28 protein-coding genes are annotated in these 21191 nt (G+C 38.7%); 19 read left to right on the top strand and 9 right to left on the bottom strand.

The features are described from left to right. Window positions 1-86: 86 nt before the first annotated feature. The 4 genes from QNH20_RS21925 to yunB all read left to right on the top strand — a co-directional run bounded on the left by QNH20_RS21925 (window position 87) and on the right by yunB (window position 3488). The gene (locus QNH20_RS21925) at window positions 87-908 is read left to right on the top strand and encodes a sulfite exporter TauE/SafE family protein (protein WP_283920054.1); all 822 of its coding nucleotides are present in this window, start codon (window positions 87-89) and stop codon (window positions 906-908) included. Between the two features lie 9 nt (window positions 909-917). Next, complete coding sequence (locus QNH20_RS21920; RefSeq protein WP_283920053.1) at window positions 918-2270, top strand: bifunctional metallophosphatase/5'-nucleotidase; 1353 nt, start codon at window positions 918-920, stop codon at window positions 2268-2270. Between the two features lie 60 nt (window positions 2271-2330). Further along, window positions 2331-2633: a YunC family protein gene (locus QNH20_RS21915; protein ID WP_283923474.1), complete on the top strand. Its 303-nt coding sequence runs from the start codon at window positions 2331-2333 to the stop codon at window positions 2631-2633. Between the two features lie 81 nt (window positions 2634-2714). Beyond that, window positions 2715-3488, top strand: a complete 774-nt coding sequence (gene yunB / locus QNH20_RS21910) for a sporulation protein YunB (RefSeq protein WP_283920052.1) — start codon at window positions 2715-2717, stop codon at window positions 3486-3488. A 24-nt stretch (window positions 3489-3512) separates the two neighbouring features. Here yunB and QNH20_RS21905 read toward each other — a convergent pair whose 3' ends face one another. After that, window positions 3513-4475 (bottom strand): M23 family metallopeptidase, encoded by a 963-nt coding sequence (locus QNH20_RS21905; protein ID WP_283923473.1) that lies wholly within the window; start codon window positions 4473-4475, stop codon window positions 3513-3515. Window positions 4476-4723: 248 nt separating this feature from the next. On the opposite strand from QNH20_RS21905, the gene lipA reads away from it, so the two are divergent. Beyond that, on the top strand, window positions 4724-5641 hold the full coding sequence (gene lipA, locus QNH20_RS21900) for a lipoyl synthase (RefSeq protein WP_283920051.1): 918 nt from the start codon (window positions 4724-4726) through the stop codon (window positions 5639-5641). A 40-nt stretch (window positions 5642-5681) separates the two neighbouring features. Here lipA and QNH20_RS21895 read toward each other — a convergent pair whose 3' ends face one another. After that, the gene (locus QNH20_RS21895) at window positions 5682-6311 is read right to left on the bottom strand and encodes a YhcN/YlaJ family sporulation lipoprotein (RefSeq protein ID WP_283920050.1); all 630 of its coding nucleotides are present in this window, start codon (window positions 6309-6311) and stop codon (window positions 5682-5684) included. A 117-nt stretch (window positions 6312-6428) separates the two neighbouring features. Between QNH20_RS21895 and QNH20_RS21890 the strand changes: the two genes are divergently transcribed. Then, window positions 6429-6704: a YutD family protein gene (locus QNH20_RS21890; protein ID WP_283920049.1), complete on the top strand. Its 276-nt coding sequence runs from the start codon at window positions 6429-6431 to the stop codon at window positions 6702-6704. A gap of 32 nt (window positions 6705-6736) precedes the next feature. Here the strand turns inward: QNH20_RS21890 and QNH20_RS21885 are convergent, their stop codons facing one another. Together QNH20_RS21885 and QNH20_RS21880 are read right to left on the bottom strand one after the other, a co-directional pair. Next, window positions 6737-7024 (bottom strand): cytosolic protein, encoded by a 288-nt coding sequence (locus QNH20_RS21885; RefSeq protein ID WP_283920048.1) that lies wholly within the window; start codon window positions 7022-7024, stop codon window positions 6737-6739. A 55-nt stretch (window positions 7025-7079) separates the two neighbouring features. Then, window positions 7080-7346, bottom strand: coding sequence for a DUF3055 domain-containing protein (locus QNH20_RS21880; RefSeq protein ID WP_283920047.1), 267 nt, complete (start codon window positions 7344-7346; stop codon window positions 7080-7082). A gap of 189 nt (window positions 7347-7535) precedes the next feature. On the opposite strand from QNH20_RS21880, the gene QNH20_RS21875 reads away from it, so the two are divergent. Both QNH20_RS21875 and QNH20_RS21870 read left to right on the top strand, forming a co-directional pair. Next, a complete protein-coding gene (locus QNH20_RS21875; protein WP_283920046.1) occupies window positions 7536-7973 on the top strand; it encodes a DUF86 domain-containing protein in 438 nt (145 codons plus the stop codon). Window positions 7974-8033: 60 nt separating this feature from the next. Then, window positions 8034-8798, top strand: a complete 765-nt coding sequence (locus QNH20_RS21870) for a TIGR01457 family HAD-type hydrolase (RefSeq protein WP_283920045.1) — start codon at window positions 8034-8036, stop codon at window positions 8796-8798. 219 nt (window positions 8799-9017) lie between these two features. On the opposite strand, the gene QNH20_RS21865 is transcribed toward QNH20_RS21870, so the two are convergent. Continuing rightward, the gene (locus QNH20_RS21865; protein WP_283920044.1) at window positions 9018-9527 is read right to left on the bottom strand and encodes a phosphatidylglycerophosphatase A family protein; all 510 of its coding nucleotides are present in this window, start codon (window positions 9525-9527) and stop codon (window positions 9018-9020) included. A 213-nt stretch (window positions 9528-9740) separates the two neighbouring features. Here QNH20_RS21865 and yutH point away from each other — a divergent pair, with 213 nt between their 5' ends. Both yutH and QNH20_RS21855 read left to right on the top strand, forming a co-directional pair. After that, window positions 9741-10754, top strand: coding sequence for a spore coat putative kinase YutH (gene yutH, locus QNH20_RS21860; protein ID WP_283920043.1), 1014 nt, complete (start codon window positions 9741-9743; stop codon window positions 10752-10754). 85 nt (window positions 10755-10839) lie between these two features. Beyond that, entirely contained in the window at window positions 10840-11829 is a 990-nt protein-coding gene (locus tag QNH20_RS21855) for a 2-hydroxyacid dehydrogenase (RefSeq protein WP_283920042.1), read from the top strand. A 48-nt stretch (window positions 11830-11877) separates the two neighbouring features. On the opposite strand, the gene QNH20_RS21850 is transcribed toward QNH20_RS21855, so the two are convergent. Further along, window positions 11878-12114 carry a NifU family protein gene (locus QNH20_RS21850; protein ID WP_283920041.1) on the bottom strand — a complete coding sequence of 79 codons (237 nt, stop codon included), beginning with the start codon at window positions 12112-12114 and terminating at the stop codon, window positions 11878-11880. 150 nt (window positions 12115-12264) lie between these two features. Between QNH20_RS21850 and QNH20_RS21845 the strand changes: the two genes are divergently transcribed. Then, entirely contained in the window at window positions 12265-12591 is a 327-nt protein-coding gene (locus QNH20_RS21845; RefSeq protein WP_283920040.1) for a YuzD family protein, read from the top strand. A gap of 364 nt (window positions 12592-12955) precedes the next feature. Here the strand turns inward: QNH20_RS21845 and QNH20_RS21840 are convergent, their stop codons facing one another. Then, the gene (locus QNH20_RS21840) at window positions 12956-13357 is read right to left on the bottom strand and encodes a hypothetical protein (RefSeq protein WP_283920039.1); all 402 of its coding nucleotides are present in this window, start codon (window positions 13355-13357) and stop codon (window positions 12956-12958) included. A gap of 132 nt (window positions 13358-13489) precedes the next feature. Then, window positions 13490-14557 carry an NAD(P)/FAD-dependent oxidoreductase gene (locus tag QNH20_RS21835; protein WP_283920038.1) on the bottom strand — a complete coding sequence of 356 codons (1068 nt, stop codon included), beginning with the start codon at window positions 14555-14557 and terminating at the stop codon, window positions 13490-13492. Between the two features lie 215 nt (window positions 14558-14772). Between QNH20_RS21835 and QNH20_RS21830 the strand changes: the two genes are divergently transcribed. Together QNH20_RS21830 and erpA are read left to right on the top strand one after the other, a co-directional pair. Next, window positions 14773-15012, top strand: a complete 240-nt coding sequence (locus tag QNH20_RS21830) for a YuzB family protein (protein ID WP_283920037.1) — start codon at window positions 14773-14775, stop codon at window positions 15010-15012. A gap of 133 nt (window positions 15013-15145) precedes the next feature. Continuing rightward, a complete protein-coding gene (gene erpA, locus QNH20_RS21825; protein ID WP_283920036.1) occupies window positions 15146-15511 on the top strand; it encodes an iron-sulfur cluster insertion protein ErpA in 366 nt (121 codons plus the stop codon). Window positions 15512-15695: 184 nt separating this feature from the next. Here erpA and QNH20_RS21820 read toward each other — a convergent pair whose 3' ends face one another. Next, on the bottom strand, window positions 15696-16694 hold the full coding sequence (locus QNH20_RS21820) for an NAD(P)/FAD-dependent oxidoreductase (protein WP_283920035.1): 999 nt from the start codon (window positions 16692-16694) through the stop codon (window positions 15696-15698). A gap of 456 nt (window positions 16695-17150) precedes the next feature. On the opposite strand from QNH20_RS21820, the gene QNH20_RS21815 reads away from it, so the two are divergent. The 6 genes from QNH20_RS21815 to QNH20_RS21790 all read left to right on the top strand — a co-directional run bounded on the left by QNH20_RS21815 (window position 17151) and on the right by QNH20_RS21790 (window position 21139). Beyond that, complete coding sequence (locus QNH20_RS21815; RefSeq protein ID WP_283920034.1) at window positions 17151-18377, top strand: NAD(P)/FAD-dependent oxidoreductase; 1227 nt, start codon at window positions 17151-17153, stop codon at window positions 18375-18377. 70 nt (window positions 18378-18447) lie between these two features. After that, window positions 18448-18939: an NUDIX domain-containing protein gene (locus QNH20_RS21810; protein ID WP_283920033.1), complete on the top strand. Its 492-nt coding sequence runs from the start codon at window positions 18448-18450 to the stop codon at window positions 18937-18939. Window positions 18940-19095: 156 nt separating this feature from the next. Continuing rightward, complete coding sequence (locus QNH20_RS21805) at window positions 19096-19221, top strand: YuiA family protein (RefSeq protein WP_283920032.1); 126 nt, start codon at window positions 19096-19098, stop codon at window positions 19219-19221. A 311-nt stretch (window positions 19222-19532) separates the two neighbouring features. Next, a complete protein-coding gene (locus tag QNH20_RS21800; protein WP_283920031.1) occupies window positions 19533-19856 on the top strand; it encodes a YuiB family protein in 324 nt (107 codons plus the stop codon). Window positions 19857-19951: 95 nt separating this feature from the next. Beyond that, window positions 19952-20560, top strand: a complete 609-nt coding sequence (locus QNH20_RS21795; RefSeq protein ID WP_283920030.1) for a 3D domain-containing protein — start codon at window positions 19952-19954, stop codon at window positions 20558-20560. Between the two features lie 198 nt (window positions 20561-20758). Further along, entirely contained in the window at window positions 20759-21139 is a 381-nt protein-coding gene (locus QNH20_RS21790; RefSeq protein ID WP_283923472.1) for a DUF309 domain-containing protein, read from the top strand. The last annotated feature ends 52 nt before the right edge of the window (window positions 21140-21191 follow it).

The following is a 21191-nucleotide window of genomic DNA, read 5'->3' as shown; positions in this document are numbered from 1 at the left end:
ATTTTTTAGTAATTTCTCTTACGCTTTTAGAAAGACAAATATAAAATTTTTGCTTAACAACACAGACACTAGAAGGTGAAAACAAAATGGAATGGATAATATTAGTTTTAGTAGGTTTGGTTGCGAGTTCATTGGGTTCGCTTATCGGAATGGGAGGAGGAATCATTGTTGTTCCTGCCCTGCTATACTTAGCAACTTTGTCAACATTCAGCCACTTAACGCCACAGATAGTGGTAGGGACATCTCTCTTCACGATGATTTTTACCGGTTTATCCTCGACGTTAGCTTATATGAAACATAAAACGGTGGATTATAAAAGCGGATTAATCTTTCTTATTGGCAGCGGGCCAGGGAGTATTCTTGGTGCGTGGGTAACGGAAAAATTAGATTTGCACTCTTTCAATATCTATTTCGGTCTCTTTATTCTGTTTGTCTCGATGGTATTAGTCCTCAAAGATAAATTAAAGCCCCTTCCTTATCGGAAAGATAAGGGCATTGTTCGCACCTTTACCGACAATAGTGGAAAAACCTTTGAATATGGTTTTAGTCCAATCACCGCCGTCATCATTTCCTTCTTTGTAGGATTTTTATCAGGCATTTTTGGGATTGGCGGAGGCTCGCTCATGGTCCCAACGATGATCTTGTTATTTTTCTTTCCACCTCATGTGGCAACGGCAACGTCTATGTTCATGATTTTACCAACATCAATCTTAAGCTCCATCACACATATCGCCTTGGGAAATGTTAACTGGCTATATGCATTGGCGTTAATACCGGGAGCATGGATTGGCGCTAAGGTCGGAGTATTTTTAAATTCAAAACTAAAGAGCAAAACGATTGTCTTGATTATTAGAATCATTCTTGTTGTTGTTGGAATTCGTCTAATTTATCAAGGGTTTGCTGGGTAAGGTTAAAAAATGGAAACGATATATATTTACCATACCAATGATTTTCACAGTCACTTTGAACATTGGCCGCGAATACTGCAATTTCTAAAACAGAAAAAAAAGTTTCATCGGCAGCAAGATGAGGATGTCTTTCTCTTTGATATTGGTGATTTCCTTGACCGTTGGCATCCGTTTACTGAGGCGACAAAAGGAAAGGGCAATATCACCCTATTAAATGAGTGCCAATATACAGCTGTCACGATTGGGAATAATGAAGGGGTTAACCTTCCTTATGAAGATTTAAATCATCTATATGACAATGCCCAGTTTGATGTTCTTGTCGCAAACCTTTATCACAAAAATGGCGTTTATCCGGATTGGGTAAAACCTTATAAGATTTATCATACAAAAAAGGGAACACGGGTGGGGGTAATCGGACTCACTGCACATTTTATTCATCTATATGAATTGCTTGGCTGGAAGCTGACAGAACCAATTGCTGAGTTGAAAAAGTGGCTTGGACCCTTAAAGGAAGAAGCAGACTTCATCATCATATTGTCCCATCTCGGCATTCATGATGATGAACGGATTGCTATAGAATTTCCTGAAATCGATGTTATATTAGGTGCCCATACTCATCACTTTTTTGAAAAAGGAAAACTTGTAGGTGATACATTCCTTGGGGCTGCTGGTAAGTATGGATATTATGTTGGCCAAATGACCATTAAACTAAATGAACAAAAGGCAGTTACCCATCAGGAAGCGGTTCTTTATGATTTTAATGATCTCCCAGTTCCTCGAGACGAAAAGGAGCACATCGATACTATTTTTAACAAGGGGAAGGAACTGTTAAATCAAAGGGTTACGATTCTCAGCGAACCGTTGGTTCACAATCCGTTTCATGAAACGAATTTTTCCCTTATGCTTGCCAGGACATTAAGAGAATGGTGTGGGGCAGACTGTGCCATGATCAATGCCGGTCTTCTTTTGGGAACATTATCAGGGGAAGTCACCAATTACGATTTACTTGAGGTGTGTCCACATCCTATTAATCCGTGTGTAGTAGAATTGACGGGAAAGGAATTAAAGGAAGTTCTATTTCAGACAAAGGACGAGAACTTACCACATAAGCAAATAAAAGGCCTCGGTTTTAGAGGTACTATTTTAGGTGTGTTTGTCTATGATGGTATTCGTTTTGAGAAAAATAATATTTTTATTAATGGCAGGGAATTGGAGCAAGAAAGATGTTATACGTTAGCTCTGCCGGATATGTTTACGTTTGGTCATTTTTTCAAAGAAGTTCTGCCGCATAAGCAGAAGAAATATTTCTTACCGGAATTCTTGCGGGATTTATTAAAATGGAAGCTGCAGATGCATTCCTAACCATCACCCATTTTCCATCGCAATCATACTGTGATAGGGAGGAAAGGAGTGTGGGACCCTTTGATTGATCTTTCACCAATTGCAATTAACGGCCATACCTTTTTGGCTGTCACTGTATTACTTCCAAAAACCACCTTATTATCGGTGTCAAATGATAAAGGATATATTATGTGCGGTGCTTTAGATGTGGGCTTACTAAATGAAAGATTAAAGGATCGCAAAATCATTGCGGGTCGTGCTGTTGGAGTGAGAACCATTGATCAGCTTCTCAATGCCCCATTAGAGTCGGTAACATTAGAGGCAGAGGAATTAGGGATTCATCAAGGAATGATTGGTAAAGACGCCTTGCTAAAGATGGTTTAAAAGCTTGCTTCTATGGCAGGCTTTTTTTATGGGCTAGTTCCTCTTTTTCAGGCATACATATAGCTTGAAGGGGTGATTTTTTTGGCAAAGTTTCGACGACGGTTTTTTAAGCGGGGACCGTTGCCATTTCGATATGTAATGCTGCTGACATTCGTTTTTTTCCTTTTCTCTACTGCTACAGGTTTGGTGCTCGTAAACAAGGGAATTGAGCCGACATTAATGAGATATGCTGAATCCGAAACACGTAATATTGCCTCACTTGTTATTAATAGGGCGATTACAAAACGGACGACCAATGTTGGGGATGAGGTAATTAAAATAACACCAAGCAGTGATGGAAAAAAGCAAAACGCCCAGTTGAATACGGATTTAATCAATCGGGTTTTGGCAGAAGTAACCGCTCAAATTCAAAAGAATTTAAAAACAGCCAAGAAGGGTGATATTGCCTTATTAGAATCAGATGTGGAAATTGAAACAGAAAATACGGGAAAAGAAGATGGAATTGTCTGGTATGTGCCATTAGGGCAGTCAACGAATATTTCGTTGCTAGGGAATATTGGACCGAAAATACCGGTAAAATTCCATGCTATCGGTGAAGTGGAACCGGATGTTCATATTGATACAAAAGAAATGGGGATTAATAATACATGGGTGCAGGTTTCTGTTGATATAGAAGTATCCGTACAGATCATTACTCCGTTCGCGACAAAAATTACGAAGCTAAAACAAAGCATTCCGGTGGGTAGTACATTAGTGGAAGGCGAGGTTCCGCAATTCTATAACAGCGGCGGAGGGATAACACCATCCATCCAACTTCCGGAAAAGAAAACCGATACAAAAAAATCAGGAAATTAAAAGGACTATCCGCGACGGACAGTCCTATTTCCGTTTCATATTCATTCGCTCAAGACGTTTCCATTTTGCAAGGTATGGATAAGGATCAAACGACCACTCCGTAATTCCATTGTCCTTATACATTCCGTAATGTAAGTGAGGCGGGAATTTTCCAGATGTTCCCGGGGGGCCGTATCCAGAACTTCCGACACCGCCAACAACCATTCCAGGCTCAACAATTTGGCCGACCCTTAAATCTTTGGCAAAACCGCTAAGATGGGCGAAGTAATGGTACGTGTTATTAATGTCACGGATACCGATTCTCCAGCCGCCAAACTTGTTCCATCCCTTCATTTCAATAATTCCATAGCTTGTAGCACGTACTGGGACTCCGTAACCGGCGAAAATATCGGTACCTTCATGGATTCTTCTTCCACCCCAGCCGCGGGCATCCCCCCATGTGCTGCGATAGCTGTGATTACTGTTAAGAGGAACTGGGAAAACCTGTTTATCTAAATCAATCCTGCCAAAATGACGATAAATTTTTGCTTTTCCTACGATAATTCCTACGGTTTTATCGCGATGATAGTAATTCCATAAACCAATTTTTATATTTTCTTGATCGATTCCATATGAAAGAAGATAATTTGCAAACGCATATAAAACATCCTCATCACTCTTTAAGCGCGCTTTTCCATCTCCATCTCCATCAATACCGATACCATTAAAAAACTGAATAATGGCTGGGTTTTCTTCCATAGGGTTAGGGTTGGCTAAACCTGCCCATTGTTCAGGCTTGAAATAAATTGAAATGGTACTTTCTGGTTTTGGTAAATCGCGGCGGGCAAAACGGATACTTCTTTCATATTGATCAATAGCCGCTAAATAATACCAAGGAATTTGGGTAACCGTTTCAACTTTTTTATATAGCTTCATTCTTTCCTGATAGGGATCAGGTTCTTCTTTTGCATGAGCATCCCTGACAGACAATGTAGAAGTAAAGAGTATAAGGATAGTTCCAATAATAAGAACAGCCCGCAACAGGAATCCTCCTTCCAATTAATGTACAAGGTTAGTTTATGAATATTAGGCTATTTCATTATCGCTAATAATTGGTAATCAAAAAATGAACCATAAAATCAATGGATTTAGGATTGGTAAAAAGAAACAACTAGTTGAATGCTTGTCGTTCCTATTCCAGTATGATAAAGTGACAACAGAAGATTATACATAATGGGATTTCAAGGGGTGTCAAAATGAGTAAAAAAGAAGAAATTTTACGTAAGCCGGAATGGCTAAAAATAAAGCTGAACACCAATGAGTCTTACACAGGTTTAAAGAAAATGATGCGTGAAAAGAATCTTCACTCGGTTTGTGAGGAGGCACGCTGCCCGAATATTCACGAATGCTGGGCAGTAAGACGTACGGCAACCTTTATGATACTAGGAGATACTTGTACACGTGCCTGCCGCTTCTGTGCGGTAAAAACAGGGCTTCCAACAGAACTTGATTGGCAGGAGCCGGAAAGAGTAGCCGATTCTGTTCAATTGATGAACCTAAAGCATGTCGTCGTTACAGCAGTAGCACGCGATGATTTAAAAGATGGCGGCGCGGCTGTGTTTGCCGAAACAGTTAATGCTATTCGCCGGAAAAATCCATTCACCAGTATCGAAGTCCTTCCTTCCGATATGGGCGGCAAGGAAGAAAATTTAAAGGTGTTAATGGATGCGAAACCGGATATCCTAAATCATAACATTGAGACAGTTAAACGGTTAACACCAAGAGTCAGAGCCCGTGCGAAATACGATCGTTCTCTTGAATTTCTCCGCCGTGCAAAAGAAATGCAGCCAAGCATTCCAACAAAATCAAGCTTAATGATTGGTCTTGGAGAAACAAAAGAAGAAATTTTGGAAGTCATGGATGATTTAAGGGCGAATCATGTGGATATCATGACCATTGGACAATACCTTCAGCCAACCAAGGGTCATATAAAGGTGGAAAAGTACTATAGCCCTGATGAATTTAAAGAATTACAGCAAATTGCTATCAGCAAAGGGTTTAGCCATTGCGAGGCAGGTCCTCTTGTCCGCTCATCGTATCATGCCGATGAACAAGTCAATGCTGCAGCGAAGCACAAGCAATTGCTTGGTGAAAAGAAAGCAAAAGAAGCGTAATAAAGAAAGAGTTCAGCCTGTAATAGGCTTGAACTCTTTTTTAACGATTTGTTTTATCATCCGGTGTCAGGCCATTTGCATCTTCACTTGAACTAATTGGCTGGCCTTGTGGAGATTTTTTCATCTGCGTAATGAGTCCATTGACCAAATTACGGGCATTCTTGCCTGTTGAATCGGTGTTAGCCAGGTTTTCAACATCGCGCATTAACACTTTATTATCTGTGACATAGACGTGATAATATCTTGGCACAACCGACATCGCGGTCTTTTTTACTTGGTCGGCGGTTAGATTGCGGTCTTTTGAATTGGTATCATAGGCAATTAACACTTCTTGGTCTGTGACAAGTGTTGCCACGTCATTGACATTAGGAATATTTGTACTGTATTTGCTTATTATGTTAGCGAGCTGCTCACGGTCAAGTGCTGTGTAATGGTTATTCGCTGTTTTATCATTCATCAGCGGACTCTTTTGGTGGCGGACATAGCCATAATCATTGCTTACGTTACGAACTCCCTTACTTGCTCCTTCATTGTAAAGCTCATGTCTTTTATTATTGACGTTAATGGTATTGCCGCTTTCTTCATAAATATCGTTTTTTGCAGTATCCTTTGTACATCCGGATAACGCAATGATCGTACATAATCCAGCAATTATGAGCAATTTTTTCAATTTCTACACCTCCTTTTATTAGAATAGCCAAAGGGAGTTTTTTTTTTCTTAGTAATTGATGGGGAATCGGTTATAATGGGTATTAGGTATTTGCTGGGTAAAATGAGGTGAATGAGGATGATTGTTATCAACAATACCGTTTATGAAATTCTGCAGGAATATCGGGATGGGTATAATGAGGAAGCCTTTAAAGCAAGGTACAGCGATATTTTATCAAGATATGATTATATTGTTGGCGATTGGGGCTATGGGCAGCTTCGCCTAAAGGGTTTCTTCGATGATCAAAATCAAAAGGCTACATTTGATACAAAAATAAGCACACTTAGTGAGTATTTTTATGAATACTGCAATTTCGGATGTGCCTATTTTGTTTTAAAAAAGGTGAAAAAATGAGAAGGATCAGGAAACTGACCCTTCTTATTTTTTTACTGGTTAGAATAAGGCGGCTTAATATTTGTATTCGGCTCATCGTGGGGTGGATGAGCACCTTCTATTTGCCGAGGTAGATCCTCATGAAGTGACTTGAATTCGTAATTATAGGCACTATATTTTCGCTGTCCTTCTTTCCAAGGCGTACTCTTATTTTGCACTGGCTCATCTTTTTTTATGGAGGATCCATATGGACCTTCGGGAAATTCCTGGGCAGTAAGAACATTTTGTTGTTTTTCAACAGTAGATAATTCTGTATATTTTTTAGAGTCATTTTTTCCCATGCTTTCACTCCTTTACCTTTTATTATTGCAAGGCGGGGTGAAAAACATGTGTGGGTCAGACGATTTCAGCTAAAAATGATCGCAGTTCTTCAGCGTCTTCTTCATTTAATTGAAAAGCAAATTCTAAATAGCCTTCTTCCTGCAAATCGTCTTGACCAATGATGGCAAAGCGATTTCCCTGCATATCCAGAACCAATTGCTTTCCATAATGGCGGTTGGTTTGAACAATAGCTAAATCAAAGCGCTGGTTTTCGCCGACAAAACTAACAAATCTTGTTTTTGTATCCTCTGTATCATCGTATAAGAAAAAGCGTTCTGTCATTAAATGTTCTCCTTTATGATTTTACTGTTTTTCATCACCTCTATAGTATCAAATTTCGGGTTATGATGGGAGTATCATTGCAAGATTCACTGATTTCTGCTCCCGAAAAAATACGAACTGCATTAGATTGTGTTACAATATAAACGGGATGGCTGCATAGAGAAGACTAAATGAAGGAAGTGGACTGGAATGTATTTTGTTGACAGAGAAAAAATTGAAGCGACTTTAGTTTATTTAGAAGGACAAATCAATCTCTTCCGTGGCCAAAAGGATTGGTCAACCCCAATTGAAAAGACAGCATTAGAGCGTTTAGGCCAAATGATGATTGAGTCAGTTCTAGATGTTGGAAATGCCATGATTGATGGCTTTATCATGCGTGACCCAGGCAGTTATGAGGACATTATTGACATATTAATCGACGAAAAGGTTATCACAGCTCAATCTGGGGAAAGTTTAAAAATCCTTGTTCAATATCGAAAAGTGCTTGTCCAGGATTACATAAAAATTGACCATCGTGAACTTCAGGAACAGTTTTCAAAGCACCTTCCGGAATTAGTAAATTTTTCGGCAAATGTACGTAATTATTTCACGAATGAATTAGGACCAGTTTCGGCGTTTAAAAAATGACCGTTAGCGCGGTCTTTTTCTTTTGATTGGGAATGATAATTTTTAGGAAGGTGATGGGACATGAAAAAATATAAAGGCTATTTGATTGATTTAGATGGAACGATGTATAAAGGAACAGAGCGGATTGAAGCGGCCTCCGACTTTGTCAAAAATCTTCGGGATCACGGTATCCCTTATTTATTTGTGACCAATAATTCGTCGAGAACGCCGGCACAGGTAGCTGAAAAACTAAAGGGTTTTGACATCCCTGCTGAAGAAAAGCTTGTGTTTACGACAAGTCAGGCAACTGCTAATTATATATATGAACAAAAAAATGATGCTTCCGTTTATGTTATTGGAGAAGAGGGAATTCGGACAGCCATTGGAGAAAAAGGACTGCAATTTGCCGGAGAAGATGCTGATTTTGTAGTGGTAGGAATCGACCGCTCGATTAGCTATGAAAAATTGGCTGTTGCCTGCCTGGCAGTTCGTAACGGAGCAACATTTATATCTACAAATGGCGACATTGCGATACCAACGGAGAGGGGACTGCTCCCAGGCAATGGGTCGCTGACATCGGTTATTACCGTTTCCACTCAAACAAATCCAATTTTTATCGGCAAGCCTGAATCGATTATTATGGAACAGGCCTTAAAGGTTTTAGGAACGGCAAAAGAAGAAACCCTTATGGTTGGTGATAATTATGATACTGACATATCAGCGGGAATGAATGCCGGTATTGATACATTATTAGTTCATACAGGAGTAACGACGAAAGAATTGCTGTCCGGATATGACAGGATGCCGACTTATTCGATTGATACCTTAGATAAGTGGGAACTATAAAAAGGATGGAAAAAACCATCCTTTTTCAATTTCTTAAGAGAATTGAAAGTATAAATTTAGACTTTGGGGAATTGTCTAGCTCCAGCGCTCAGCGGCTAGTAGACTTCGCGCTTCTCCCTACGATAAGTCAACATCGGATCACTATCGCTCTCCGTGTTTCCTTTATCTCAGTCGAAGCGCTCCAGTCTATACGCCGCTAAACGAGCGCTTCCGCTTTTCTTATTTTTCCTTTTCTGCTCTTGCTGCCCGGTGTGCCAATCTGCTTGATGCAGCGGCTGCAATTGCTCCAACAATATCATCTAAAAATGTATGACATTCACCTGTTGATTTATCATTTAAATGTGCTAAAATCCCAGGCTTCAATTTATCAATGTATCCATAATTGGTAAACCCAATTGAACCGTAAACATTCACAATCGAAAAGGCGAGTACCTCATCGACACCATATAGACTTTCATCTGTTCCGATAATCGATTGCAGAGGTTCTTCGAGCAGTCCTTTTTCAGCAAGCCTGTCTAGCTGTATTCCTGTAATAATGGCATTTTGTACCTCGCGTTTTGAAAGGACTCGTTCTACGTTAGCTAAACAATCTTCCATTTTCAAATTTTCATGATATTTTTCCTGCAAAAAGAAGACTAAATCGCCTATGTCTTGGACTTCAACGCCTCGTTCCTTCATCCATCTCCGTGCAGTTTCTTCGGTTATATCTACTTTTTTGTCGTCTGCCATTCCTTTGATCACCTTTTCTTTAGGTTTTGACTATATTTATACTCTATTTCCATATTATATGCAATTTTAATGCAAAAAGAGCCATTCAGTATCATATCATCTCCTCTATAATTTTCCGTTATTCTTATTCTTAAAAAATCAGCGAAGACCACAAGTTTTTGAAACTAAAACATATACATGAGTTAAAAAGAGGTTTGGAGACGGGGTGGAAAGATGCTTCAGAAAATGCTTGAAAACCAATATGGAATCACAGTGAAGGAGTATGTAAAATTAGATGCCTATGATGCGCTGAGAGGAAATGGCTGGCTTTATATAATTTCTAATCCGTCTGGCAAGGAAGAAGCAGATATTACCGAACTTGAAAAAATTGCCGAACATTTAAGGAATTATGGGGATCAAAATGTTCCCATCTTTTTACCGTCGAAGGAAGGTCAATTAATTACCACGTGGGAACAAAATAAATATTGTGTGTTAGCCAATCGGCAGATTGAAGAGCAGCGAAATATAAAATTAGGCCGGAAGCTGGCAAAATTCCATGAGCGTGGCCGCATGGTCCCTTTTCAAATAGAACGATCAAGCAGGACTGGGCAATGGAAGTCCTTGTGGGAAAAACGACTTGAACAGATGGAAAAGGTTTGGAATGGTATTCTCTTTCAAACTCCTGAAGACGAGTTTGAACGAATGTTTATCGATTCTTTTCCTTATTATCTTGGATTAACGGAGAATGCGATTCAATATTTAGTCGATACCGAACTTGATGATGAAGCATTAGAAACAGATAGCGGAACGGTTTGTCATGAACGTTTTAACAATAAAACATGGGGACCTCATAGCCATTACATGATTAAAAATCCGTTTGACTGGGTGTTTGACCATAGAAGCCGCGATCTGGCTGAGTGGACAAGGGAGAGGTATTTTCGTAATATCCAGACTTATGATGTAGAATTAAGGCAGTTTTTTAGTGAATACCAAAGCATTGCTCCATTGTCTTCCTTTTCCTGGCGTTTACTATATTCACGGTTAATCTTTCCACTGCACTATTTTGATTGTATTGAGAGTTATTATATAACGCGCTCTGAACAGGACAAGAAGGTGTTAGAAGACAGACTTAGGAAAATATTAAGACAATCAAGTGAATATGAACGATTTTTGGCTGGATTCTTTCAAATGTCGGGAGCACCGATTAACCGAATGAACCTTCCACAACTGGAGTGGCTTTTTCAATAAGTCAGCGTTTTTTCGAAATTTTTAGAGGATGGTGGTAAAAAACATATGGTAAAATAATTGAAAACAGCTAAGGAAGTGACATAGGATGAAGCCTTACGTTTATATTACCCGGAAGCTTCCGGAAGAAATATTGAAACCACTACAGCAAAAATATGAAGTGAACATGTGGGAGCATGAAGATATTCCCGTCCCAAAAGAGGTTTTATTGTTAGAATCAAAAAAAGCGGATGCGCTGCTGACAGTTCTATCGGATTCCATCGATGAAAGTATTTTTGCTGCAGGAAACAATTTAAAGGTTGTGGCAAACCTAGCAGTGGGATTTGATAATATTGACATAAAGTCCGCTAGCAGAGAGGGAATTGCTGTTTGTAATACGCCCGATGTTTTAACGGACACAACAGCAGATTTAACTTTCGGTTTGCTTATGGCAACCGCTCGCAGGATTGTCGAAGCTGCAGAGTTTGTGAAAGAGGGAAAATGGGTAAGCTGGAGCCCCTTACTTTTAGCAGGTCAGGATATTCACCATAAAACCCTTGGTATTGTGGGAATGGGGAAAATCGGCGAAACTGTTGCCAAACGAGCAACTGGTTTTGATATGAACATTCTATATCATAACCGTTCAAGAAAACCTGAGATCGAGCAGCAGCTGAGTGCTGTATATGTGTCTTTTGATGAGCTCGTGGAAAAATCCGATTATATAGTTTGTCTAACTCCGCTTACTGCCGAAACAATGAGCATGTTTACCCGTGAGGTTTTTAAAAAAATGAAACAGTCTGCAATTTTCATTAATGCTTCTAGAGGGCCTGTTGTCGATGAACAAGCATTGTATGAGGCGCTTGTTGCAGGGGACATTGCTGGTGCAGGGCTAGATGTTTTTGAAAAAGAACCAATCAATGCCGAGCACCCGTTACTTAAGCTGGCCAATGTCGTTGCCCTGCCGCATATCGGCAGCTCTAGTATCGAAACGAGAGTGGCGATGATGCAGTTATGTATTGAAAATATCGAAGCAATTATAGAAGGAAAACCTCCAAAGACGCTGGTGAATAAAGATTGGATGCCCTTAGTGAAGGCTTGACCACATAAAATAAGCGATTGCCGACATCAGCAATCGCTTCCTCATTCATTAAAATACTTGTTCTACTTCTACAACACCTGGAACTTCTTCTAAAAGGGCTCTTTCGATACCTGCTTTTAATGTGATGGTGGAACTTGGGCAGCTGCCGCACGCACCTAGCAAGCGGAGCTTAACAATACCATCTTCTACATCTACTAATTCGCAATCCCCGCCATCGCGAAGAAGAAATGGACGTAATTTATCTAATACTTCTTGAACTTGCTCAAACATTTGTTGTTCTTCCATGATAATCGACTCCTTTCCTAACTATATTATAATGTCATCCGCGTTAAAAATCCATTCTCATAAATTAGGAAAAGCCACATTTAAAGACAATTTCGTCGTTTTTATCTTATAAATAAAGTAAAATAAAAGAAAAAAGACAGGAATGGTTTTATGAATACGAATGAAGTGGAAATTGTTCTTTATGGTGCACAAACCTTATGTCCAAGCTGTGTGAATTTACCTTCCTCTAAAGAAACTTTTGAATGGCTGGAAGCGGCTATTGCTAGAAAGTTTCCAGACCAGCCCGTTAAAATGACTTACGTTGATATTTACCAGCCCTCTGGGGAAGATGAAAAACTAATATTCGCCAAAAGAGTAATTGAAGAGGACATGTTTTATCCGGTTGTCGTCATTAATGAAAAGATCGTTGGCGAAGGGAACCCGCGTTTAAAGACCATTTTTACAGAACTTGAGAAATATGGATATAAAGCTATTTAAAAAGAAGAAGCATTCTGTTAAATAGTGAAGGGTTCCGTTTTCGGATGCATAAGTATTAAATGATACATAAAATAGCGTGAGAATTGACTCACGCTATTTTTTTAAGCAAAGGGATATTCCAATTTTTTCAGGCTCATTGGTATGACACACTTTTTTTACAATGACAATACTTGTTGTACAGTAAAAAAATGTTGTCAATTTTCCAATCAATAAGACTGATATATTATCAGCCATTAATACCAACTGTGATACTATAATTCCTTCTTGTCCTGTCCGAATAAGCCTTGCATTCGGACAAGACAAGGCAATATTCTGCGTATCCTGTCCGAATAAGGCTTGCATTCGGACAAGACAAGGCAATATTCTACGTATCCTGTCCGAATAAGGCTTGCATTCGGACAAGACAAGGCAATATTCTGCGTATCCTGTCCGAATAAGGCTTGCATTCGGACAAGACAAGGCAATATTCTGCGTATCCTGTCCGAATAAGCTTCGCATTCGGACAAGACAAGGCAATATTCTGCGTGTCCTGTCCGAATAAGGCACGCATTCGGACAAGACGAGGCAATATTCTGCGTATCCTGTCCGAATAAGCTTCGCATTCGGACAAGACAAGGCAATATTCTGTGTATCCTGTCCGAATAAGCTTCGCATTCGGACTATCAACAGGCAATTCCACATAATAATCAGCTGTCATTATCGGCGTTTTTTTCGTAAGATCAGGTGCTTTAGTTGAAATTAGGAGAAACCTTAATTTGATTATCATTTAGTCCTTATGAATATTAAAAAATAACGTGCTAAAACTGAAAGCAGTTTTAGCACGCCATTTTTTATGTCATTTAACTGTTTTGCACTTAAAAACGGAATCCCTTCAGTTAAATAAGAATCCTTCTTTTTATCATCCATTGTGAAACTTATACATCCACAGAATCCCCGATTTTAATAATCGGGCGACGCGTCCGGTGATGGCACGGTCTGCCATCATCCCAAAGCCTTGTTTTTTTCCAAGAGAGCCAAGAATGCCTTTTAATTTAATTGGTGGGAATGTAGCAGGTAATTCTTCACCATTCCAGCGCTTCTTTAATACTTCCACGATTTGTTCCGCTTGTCCTTCTGCTAGTTGTGCACTAGGGGCATGCGGTGAACTTGCACAGTCCCCGACAATAAAAACATGTTCATCAGTTGGCAGGTGATGGTGAGGAGTTACGATCATCCTTCCCATGCGGTCTTTTTCCCCGTCCATATTGCGGACAATTTCATTGGCTTGAATTCCAGCTGTCCAAACGATTACATCACAATCAATAGGTTCATCATGATTATATAACCGATTTTCTTCCACCTTGGTGATATTGGAATTGTTGATAATCTCAACATTATTTCTTACAAACCAATTTTCAACATATTTACTTAAGCGTTCCGGGAAAGCTGAAAGAATATGTTTACCACGATCAAATAATTTAATGTTCAAATCTTCACGACTTTCACTTAATTCGCTAGCTAATTCTACCCCGCTTAAACCAGCACCGACAATCCCTACAACAGAACCAGGGCCAAGGTTATTTAGGACTGAGTAGGTGTGGCGTGCTTTTTCAATGTTTTGAATACTGTAAGTGAACAGATCCGCTCCTTGTACATCATGATATTTGTCTTCACAGCCAAGCCCAATAATCAGGTCATCATAGGCAAGTGGTTCAGCATCTTTCATTTTTATTTTTCGATCATTTGTATCGATGCCAGTTACTTCCCCATATTTTACCTCTAAACAAGGATGTTCGGGAAAAGCAACACGTACTTCTTTATCAGAAATGGTTCCTGCGGCTAATGCGTAATACTCCGTTTTTAAGCAGTGGTATGGAACACGGTCGACTAGAGTAATCGTCACGTCTTCCGGTAAATGGTTGGGAAGAAGTTCGTTCAAAATCTTCATTCCTCCATAACCCCCACCAAGAATGACAAGGTTTTTCATTTTCAAATTTCCCCTTTGTTTTAAATCGTTTTCATATAAAAATGTTAAATATATTAAGATAATATTCTGTTTCTATAACCACATAAGAGTATATCTAAAATGTGTCAAAATAACAACATTTTAGATATTATTCTTGACACAAATGCTATAAACATGGTAATTGACGCGGTCTGCTAAATAGAGTAGGATAAATTAAGTATGGAGAGGTGAAAGTAATGTTTAAACCTATCATTGAATTTTGTATTAGCAACCTAGCAAACGGTGCTCAAAAGGCACTTGAAAAACTACAAAGAGATCCTAACTTGGATATTATTGAATATGGTTGCCTCGGCTACTGCGGAAAATGTGCCATGACTCTATATGCTCTTGTTAATGGAGAAGTCGTAACAGGAAGCACACCTGATGAGCTGGTTGATAACATTTACCAGTATCTCGATGAGAATCCAATGTTTTAATGAAAGGGAGCACGTCGCTCCCTTTTTATATAAGCATCATATGATAATAATAAGAATAAGAATCTAAACATTTGAGTCCTTGATTTCAAGTGTATATACTATAATTAATACCTCAGAAAAAGGGGGGAAAATAATGAGCAAAGAAGTAGTTATTTTAACAGAAGCAGCTTCATTACACATTAAAGATATGATGAAGCATAATGAAGAAGAGCGTGCTTTTTTACGGGTTACCGTAAAAGGCGGCGGCTGCAGCGGCCTATCTTACGGCATGGGCTTTGATCACGAGGTAAACGAGGATGACCTACAGTCCGAGCAGCACGGGATCCAATTGCTAGTTGATAAAGAGAGTGCATCTATTCTTCAAGGTACAAAAATTGATTATAAAGAGTCAATGATGGGCGGCGGATTTACCATTGATAATCCGAACGCCATTGCTTCCTGCGGCTGCGGGTCATCATTCCGAACGGCAACGGAAGCTGGTAAACCGGAGGAATGTTAATTATTTAAAAAGAAAGGCGCCCAATTTAATTGGACGCCTTTCTTTTTAAATAAAGATACTATATTTCTGAACTTCGAAAACGGTCTAGCTCCAAGTACCCAGCGGCTAATGTACTTCGTCCTTTTCTCTACGATAAGTCAAAGTGCTTTAGTCGATACGCGAAAAACGAGTGCTTCCGCTTTTCTTATTTATTAAACATCGAAGAACTGTGTAAAGGCTGTACTTTTGCTTTTGGATCGATGTAGGACTTAGCGTTGTTCACGGCAGTCGGTGCTTCACCAAATCCGCAGGCAATTAATTTTACTTTACCTTCGTATGTGCAAATATCGCCCGCTGCATAAATTCCTGGTGTATTCGTTTCCATTTTTGAATTAACAACGATGGAGTTCTTTTCGATTTCCAGACCCCATTCTTTAATTGGTCCAAGTGATGAAACAAATCCATAATTACAGATGACGGCATCCACATCAATCGTTTCTTTTTCTTCACCATTTACCGTTTCGAGAACAACTTGCGAAATTCCGTTTTCGTCCCCGATTAATTCAGCAGGAACATAAGGAGTCTTTACATCGACTTTGGAATTATACAAGTTTTCTACACTATGTTCATGGGCACGGAATTTATCTCTGCGATGAACAATGGTTACTTTTTCTGCAATTGGCTCGAGCATCATTGCCCAGTCGACCGCAGAATCCCCGCCGCCAAACACAACCACTTTTTGACCAGCAAATTGATTCAAGTCTTCAATGAAATAATGAAGATTTTTCTTTTCATACTGTACAGCACTTTCAAGCTCTAAGCGACGCGGTTGGAAAGCACCATTTCCGGCAGTAATAATAATTGTTTTGGAATAGTGGACTTCCTTATTTGTTGTTAATTTAAAAATACCATCTTCTTGCTTTTCCAACTTTTCAACAGATTGCTCAAGAGCAACAGTCGGTTCGAATTTAGCCATCTGTTCTTTTAAATTATTTATCAATTCTTGTGCGCGAATTTTTGGGAAACCGGCAACATCGTAAATGTATTTTTCCGGATAAAGGGCTGACAATTGACCGCCTAGCTGTGGCAAGCTTTCAATGATTTTCACTGATGCTTGTCTCATTCCTCCGTAAAAGGCAGTAAATAGACCGGCAGGACCGCCACCGATGATCGTAATGTCATAAACTTTTTGATTTTCTTGCACTCCGAATCCCCCCAACTAATAGTAACAAACTCCACTCATTATAATATCACAAAATAAAAAAATCCTCACAACTTTATGTCATATTATCTGACTGGTCAATTGCTGATTGTAATAAAAATGTAAAATTTTTAATATTCTTAAGTTAAATAAATTCTAAAAATCGCTTGAAAATAGAGTGGAAGTAGCATAGTATGTAATGTGGATATATTGTTAAGGTTTTGTGACAAAAAAAGCACATTTTTATGAATGATTGGGAAGTTCTAACATCTTTCTCTGATAAATTTACTAAATCTACTAAATCTCTGTCATTCCTTTGTGCTTACGATTCAGTTCTTTTTCTTTATCTTGATTCGTGAATTATATCACATACATTTTTTAGCAATGAAAAATAAAAATGAATAAAGCAGTGGAAGATAAGAAAAAGAAGATTTATTCAAAAATACTAAAAAGGTGGAAGTGATCACTTTGAGAAAGCCTAAAATTGTTATTCTCGGTGCAGGTTATGGCGGACTTCTAACAACAGTTCGCTTGCAAAAGTTAATTGGTGTAAATGAAGCGGATATTGTATTAGTGAATAAAAATGACTACCATTACGAAACAACATGGCTACATGAGGCATCAGCTGGTACACTACATCATGATAAGGTCCGCTATGATATTAGTAATGTAATCGATCGCAGCAAGGTTGATTTTGTTCAAGATACTGTAGTTGAGATTAATAAAGACGATAAGAAAGTTATTTTAGAAAAAGGGGAAGTCGATTATGACTACCTTGTGATCGCTCTTGGCGGTGAACCAGAAACGTTCGGCATTAAAGGGTTAAAAGAATACGCATTTGGTATTACTAATGTTAATTCTTCCCGTCAATTGCGTGAGCATATTGAATACCAATTTGCCACTTATAATATGGAAGAAGAAAAGAACGATAATCGTTTATCCATTGTTGTTGGTGGAGCAGGATTTACCGGTATTGAATTCCTTGGAGAATTAACGAACCGAATTCCGGAATTATGCCATGAGTATGATGTTGATTTCCATAAAGTAAAAATTACTTGTGTCGAAGCAGCTCCAACTGTACTACCTGGTTTTGACCCAGAATTAGTTAACTATGCAGTTTCACAGCTTGAGCGTAAAGGCGTAGAGTTTCTAATTGGTACTGCTATTAAGGAAGCTAATTCTGACGGAATCATTGTCGGAAAAGGCGACGAAGAACCATATGAAATTAAGGCTGAAACGGTTGTTTGGGCAGCTGGTGTTCGTGGTAATGCGATTATTGAAAAGTCCGGATTTGAAGCAATGCGCGGCCGTGTAAAGGTGCAGCCTGACCTTCGTGTTCCTGGATTTGATGATGTCTTCATCATTGGCGACAGTTCATTAGTTATTAATGAAGAAATCAATCGTCCTTATCCTCCTACAGCGCAAATATCCATGCAGCAAGGTGAGCTTGCCGCTCGTAACATCGCTGCATTAGTACGCAACAAGACAGAGCTTGAATCCTTTACATTTGATAATAAAGGAACGGTTTGCTCACTTGGTGAAGATGATGCTATTGGTGTTGTATTTGGGAAAAAGATTACAGGTACTAAGGCAGCATTTATGAAAAAGGTTATCGACAATCGTGCCCTTTATATGATTGGCGGCGCAGGTCTTGTTATGAAAAAAGGTAAACTTAAGGTATTCTAAGATATACGATTCACTAAAAAGACAGGGTTTCTCTGTCTTTTTTTGTTATGATGATAAAGGGGTGTTTGGATTGAGCAATCGTGAAAAGCGAGGGAATGTTTGGTTAGCTGTTTCTGGCTTAGTAAAGTCAAGTGATGGTCATTGGCTTGTCGTGAAGAAAAGATATGGCGGCTTAAAGGGTCAATGGTCATTGCCTGCGGGCTTTGTAGAAGAGGGAGAGACAGCCGATGAAGCTGTTATTCGAGAAGTTAAGGAAGAAACCGGGATTGATTGTAAAGTTAAAGGGCTGATTGGGTTAAGAACGGGTGTCATTAAAGAAGAAATAAGCGATAATATGATCCTGTTTTTACTTGAGCCAATTGAGGAAGGGAATGTCGTTCATCAGGAACAAGAGCTTTACGATGCTCGCTTTATGGCGCCGGAGGAGCTGCTCGTTGAAAAGGATGCGTCCATTCTTTTACACTATTTGATTACTCAAAATGCTTCATTAATTAAACCAGGGATTGATGGCATAAACCCTGGAGATCAGTTTGAGTATACAGCTTATAAATTATTTTTGTAATTTTTTGAAAATTAAAGTAACACTTCGAAAATAAAAGAAAACTTTACATGTATCCGTTTTCTTTTCGGAATTTGCTGGAATTTAGCTCTTTCCTTTTTCTATAATCCTTGGTATATTATCAGAAAATTAAGTTAATAATTCGAGAGGATGATAGAAATGACAATAAAGAGCGTGGATACAAAAAACTGTGATTACTGTTCTGGATACGGATATTTTCAATTGGTACTTGGAGGCTCGGAAACTTGTTCCTGCTGCGGTGGAACGGGTAAGAAAAAGGAATAGGATATTTATACACACTGCTTCTTCGAAATAATTTCGAGGAGCTATTTTTTTGGCCATTTTAAGCAGCATTATTGAAGACAAAACTGGCTCGAATTATAGAAAAAACTGTCTCCAATAAGGTCGATTGGAGACAAAACTGGCTCTAATTATTGGAAAAATGTCTTTAATAAGGCCTATTGAAGACAAAACTAGTATTATTTATAGGAAAACTGTCTCCAATAAGGCAAACTTTTCTATTTTAATTTGTTTTTATTGACTCCTTTTTCGACATTCAGTACACTAAATGTTGATGTATAAAGGGGGAATTTCGGGTGCAAATGAGCATCGTTGTTTTAATTATATCGATCGTGCTATTTTTTGTATTGTTTTTTGGTATTGGATTTATCCTGAATATGCTCCTAAGAATGTCATGGGTTATGGCAATAGTTTACCCTATTGTGGCAATTTTTATCGTAGATAAAGTAAGTTTTAGTGAATATTTTACAAATAGTAAAGCGGCATTTATAGACCTGGGGCAAAGGTTCAGCTCATTAGCAACTGCCGATATACTTATTTTAATTAGTGGACTGGCTGGAGCAATTGCTGCTGGTTTTACAATTAAGTTGTTACGGAAAAACGGATACCAAATGTTTTAAGACTTTTACCTGAAGGTAAAGGTCTTTTTTTTTACCTCCATTGTATAATTCCTTGAACTTTGGGAATGAATATTTTTGGAGGAGTGAAAAATTCAATGAATAAAATGAAAAATTGGACTAAGCGCATTGCTATGACCTGCCTTTTCTTTTTGGCATTAGGAGCGACATTCCAATCCATATCCGGCGTAAATGCAAAATCTTTTTTCATTCAATTTACGTCAAAAATCTCATCAAGTAAAACTGTTTCTGGTACGACCCCACCATTAGAGGAGGCTTTTGATTGGTCTAAATACCCTAAACATACAGTTACAGCTACAGGTTATACAGCCGGTTTTGAATCGACAGGAAAAAATCAAGGCCATCCTGAATACGGGATTACCTACTCAGGAGTAAAAGTGAAACGAGATTTATTTTCTACAGTTGCAGCAGATTTAACCGTTTTTCCGATTGGAACAATTCTCTTTATCCCTGGTTACGGATATGGGGTGGTTGCTGATAAGGGAGGAGCCATAAAAGGCAATAAATTAGACCTTTATTATAATAGTGTTGAAGATGTGTATAAGCACTGGGGGAAAAAGCAGGTTGATGTCTATGTTATTCAAAATGGGAATGGGAAGCTCACAGAGGAGCAATTGCAGGCATTGAATGAAGATAAATCACTGCAGGTATTTCGTCAGCAGTATACTAGCTCAGAAAAAAGGTAGAAAAGCAGGCAGTGTGCCTGTTTTTTTTGCGTATGGAAAGTGGCGGAGCGCCGCTAAGATGAATCCGTTAAATTAATTCAAAGTGAAAAATATACATTTTCACTTTGAATTAGGTGAATCTTAGTTCTAATCGCCTTGTTTTTATTATGGTAGGATTAGGGAGGAAGCAAAATTTAGCTTGAGGAGGGCACATTTTTGCTGAATGACTACCCAATCGAATACTATGAATTCTTTGTCAGCTTCAATGAAGGGGATTATTATACTTGTCACGATTTACTTGAAGAAATGTGGATGACGGAAAAGGATAATCTATTTTTAAAAGGTTTATTGCAAATGAGTGTTGCAATCTACCATTATGAGTACGGTAATGTCAAGGGTGCACGTGTCATGATGCAAACTGCTCATGATTATTTGCAAGCATACCGTCCTAAGTTCTGGGGGCTGGATTTAGAAAAAGTCTATCCTTTTATTGAAGAATGCTTAGCAATTTTTCCAAAAAACATCGAGCGGCTCCCGTTTAAGCAAGTTGGGGAATTGCCAAAGCTGCCTCATTTATTGCTGTACTTAGAAGATGATTAGATAGTCGAAATAAATAGACTTTTTCGATATAATATAGATGAATAACACGAAG

Source organism: Neobacillus sp. WH10, from assembly GCF_030123405.1.
Lineage (GTDB): Bacteria > Bacillota > Bacilli > Bacillales > Cytobacillaceae > Neobacillus.
The sequence above is the reverse complement of the archived record's forward strand: the minus strand, read 5'-3'. Positions and strand labels throughout refer to the sequence as shown.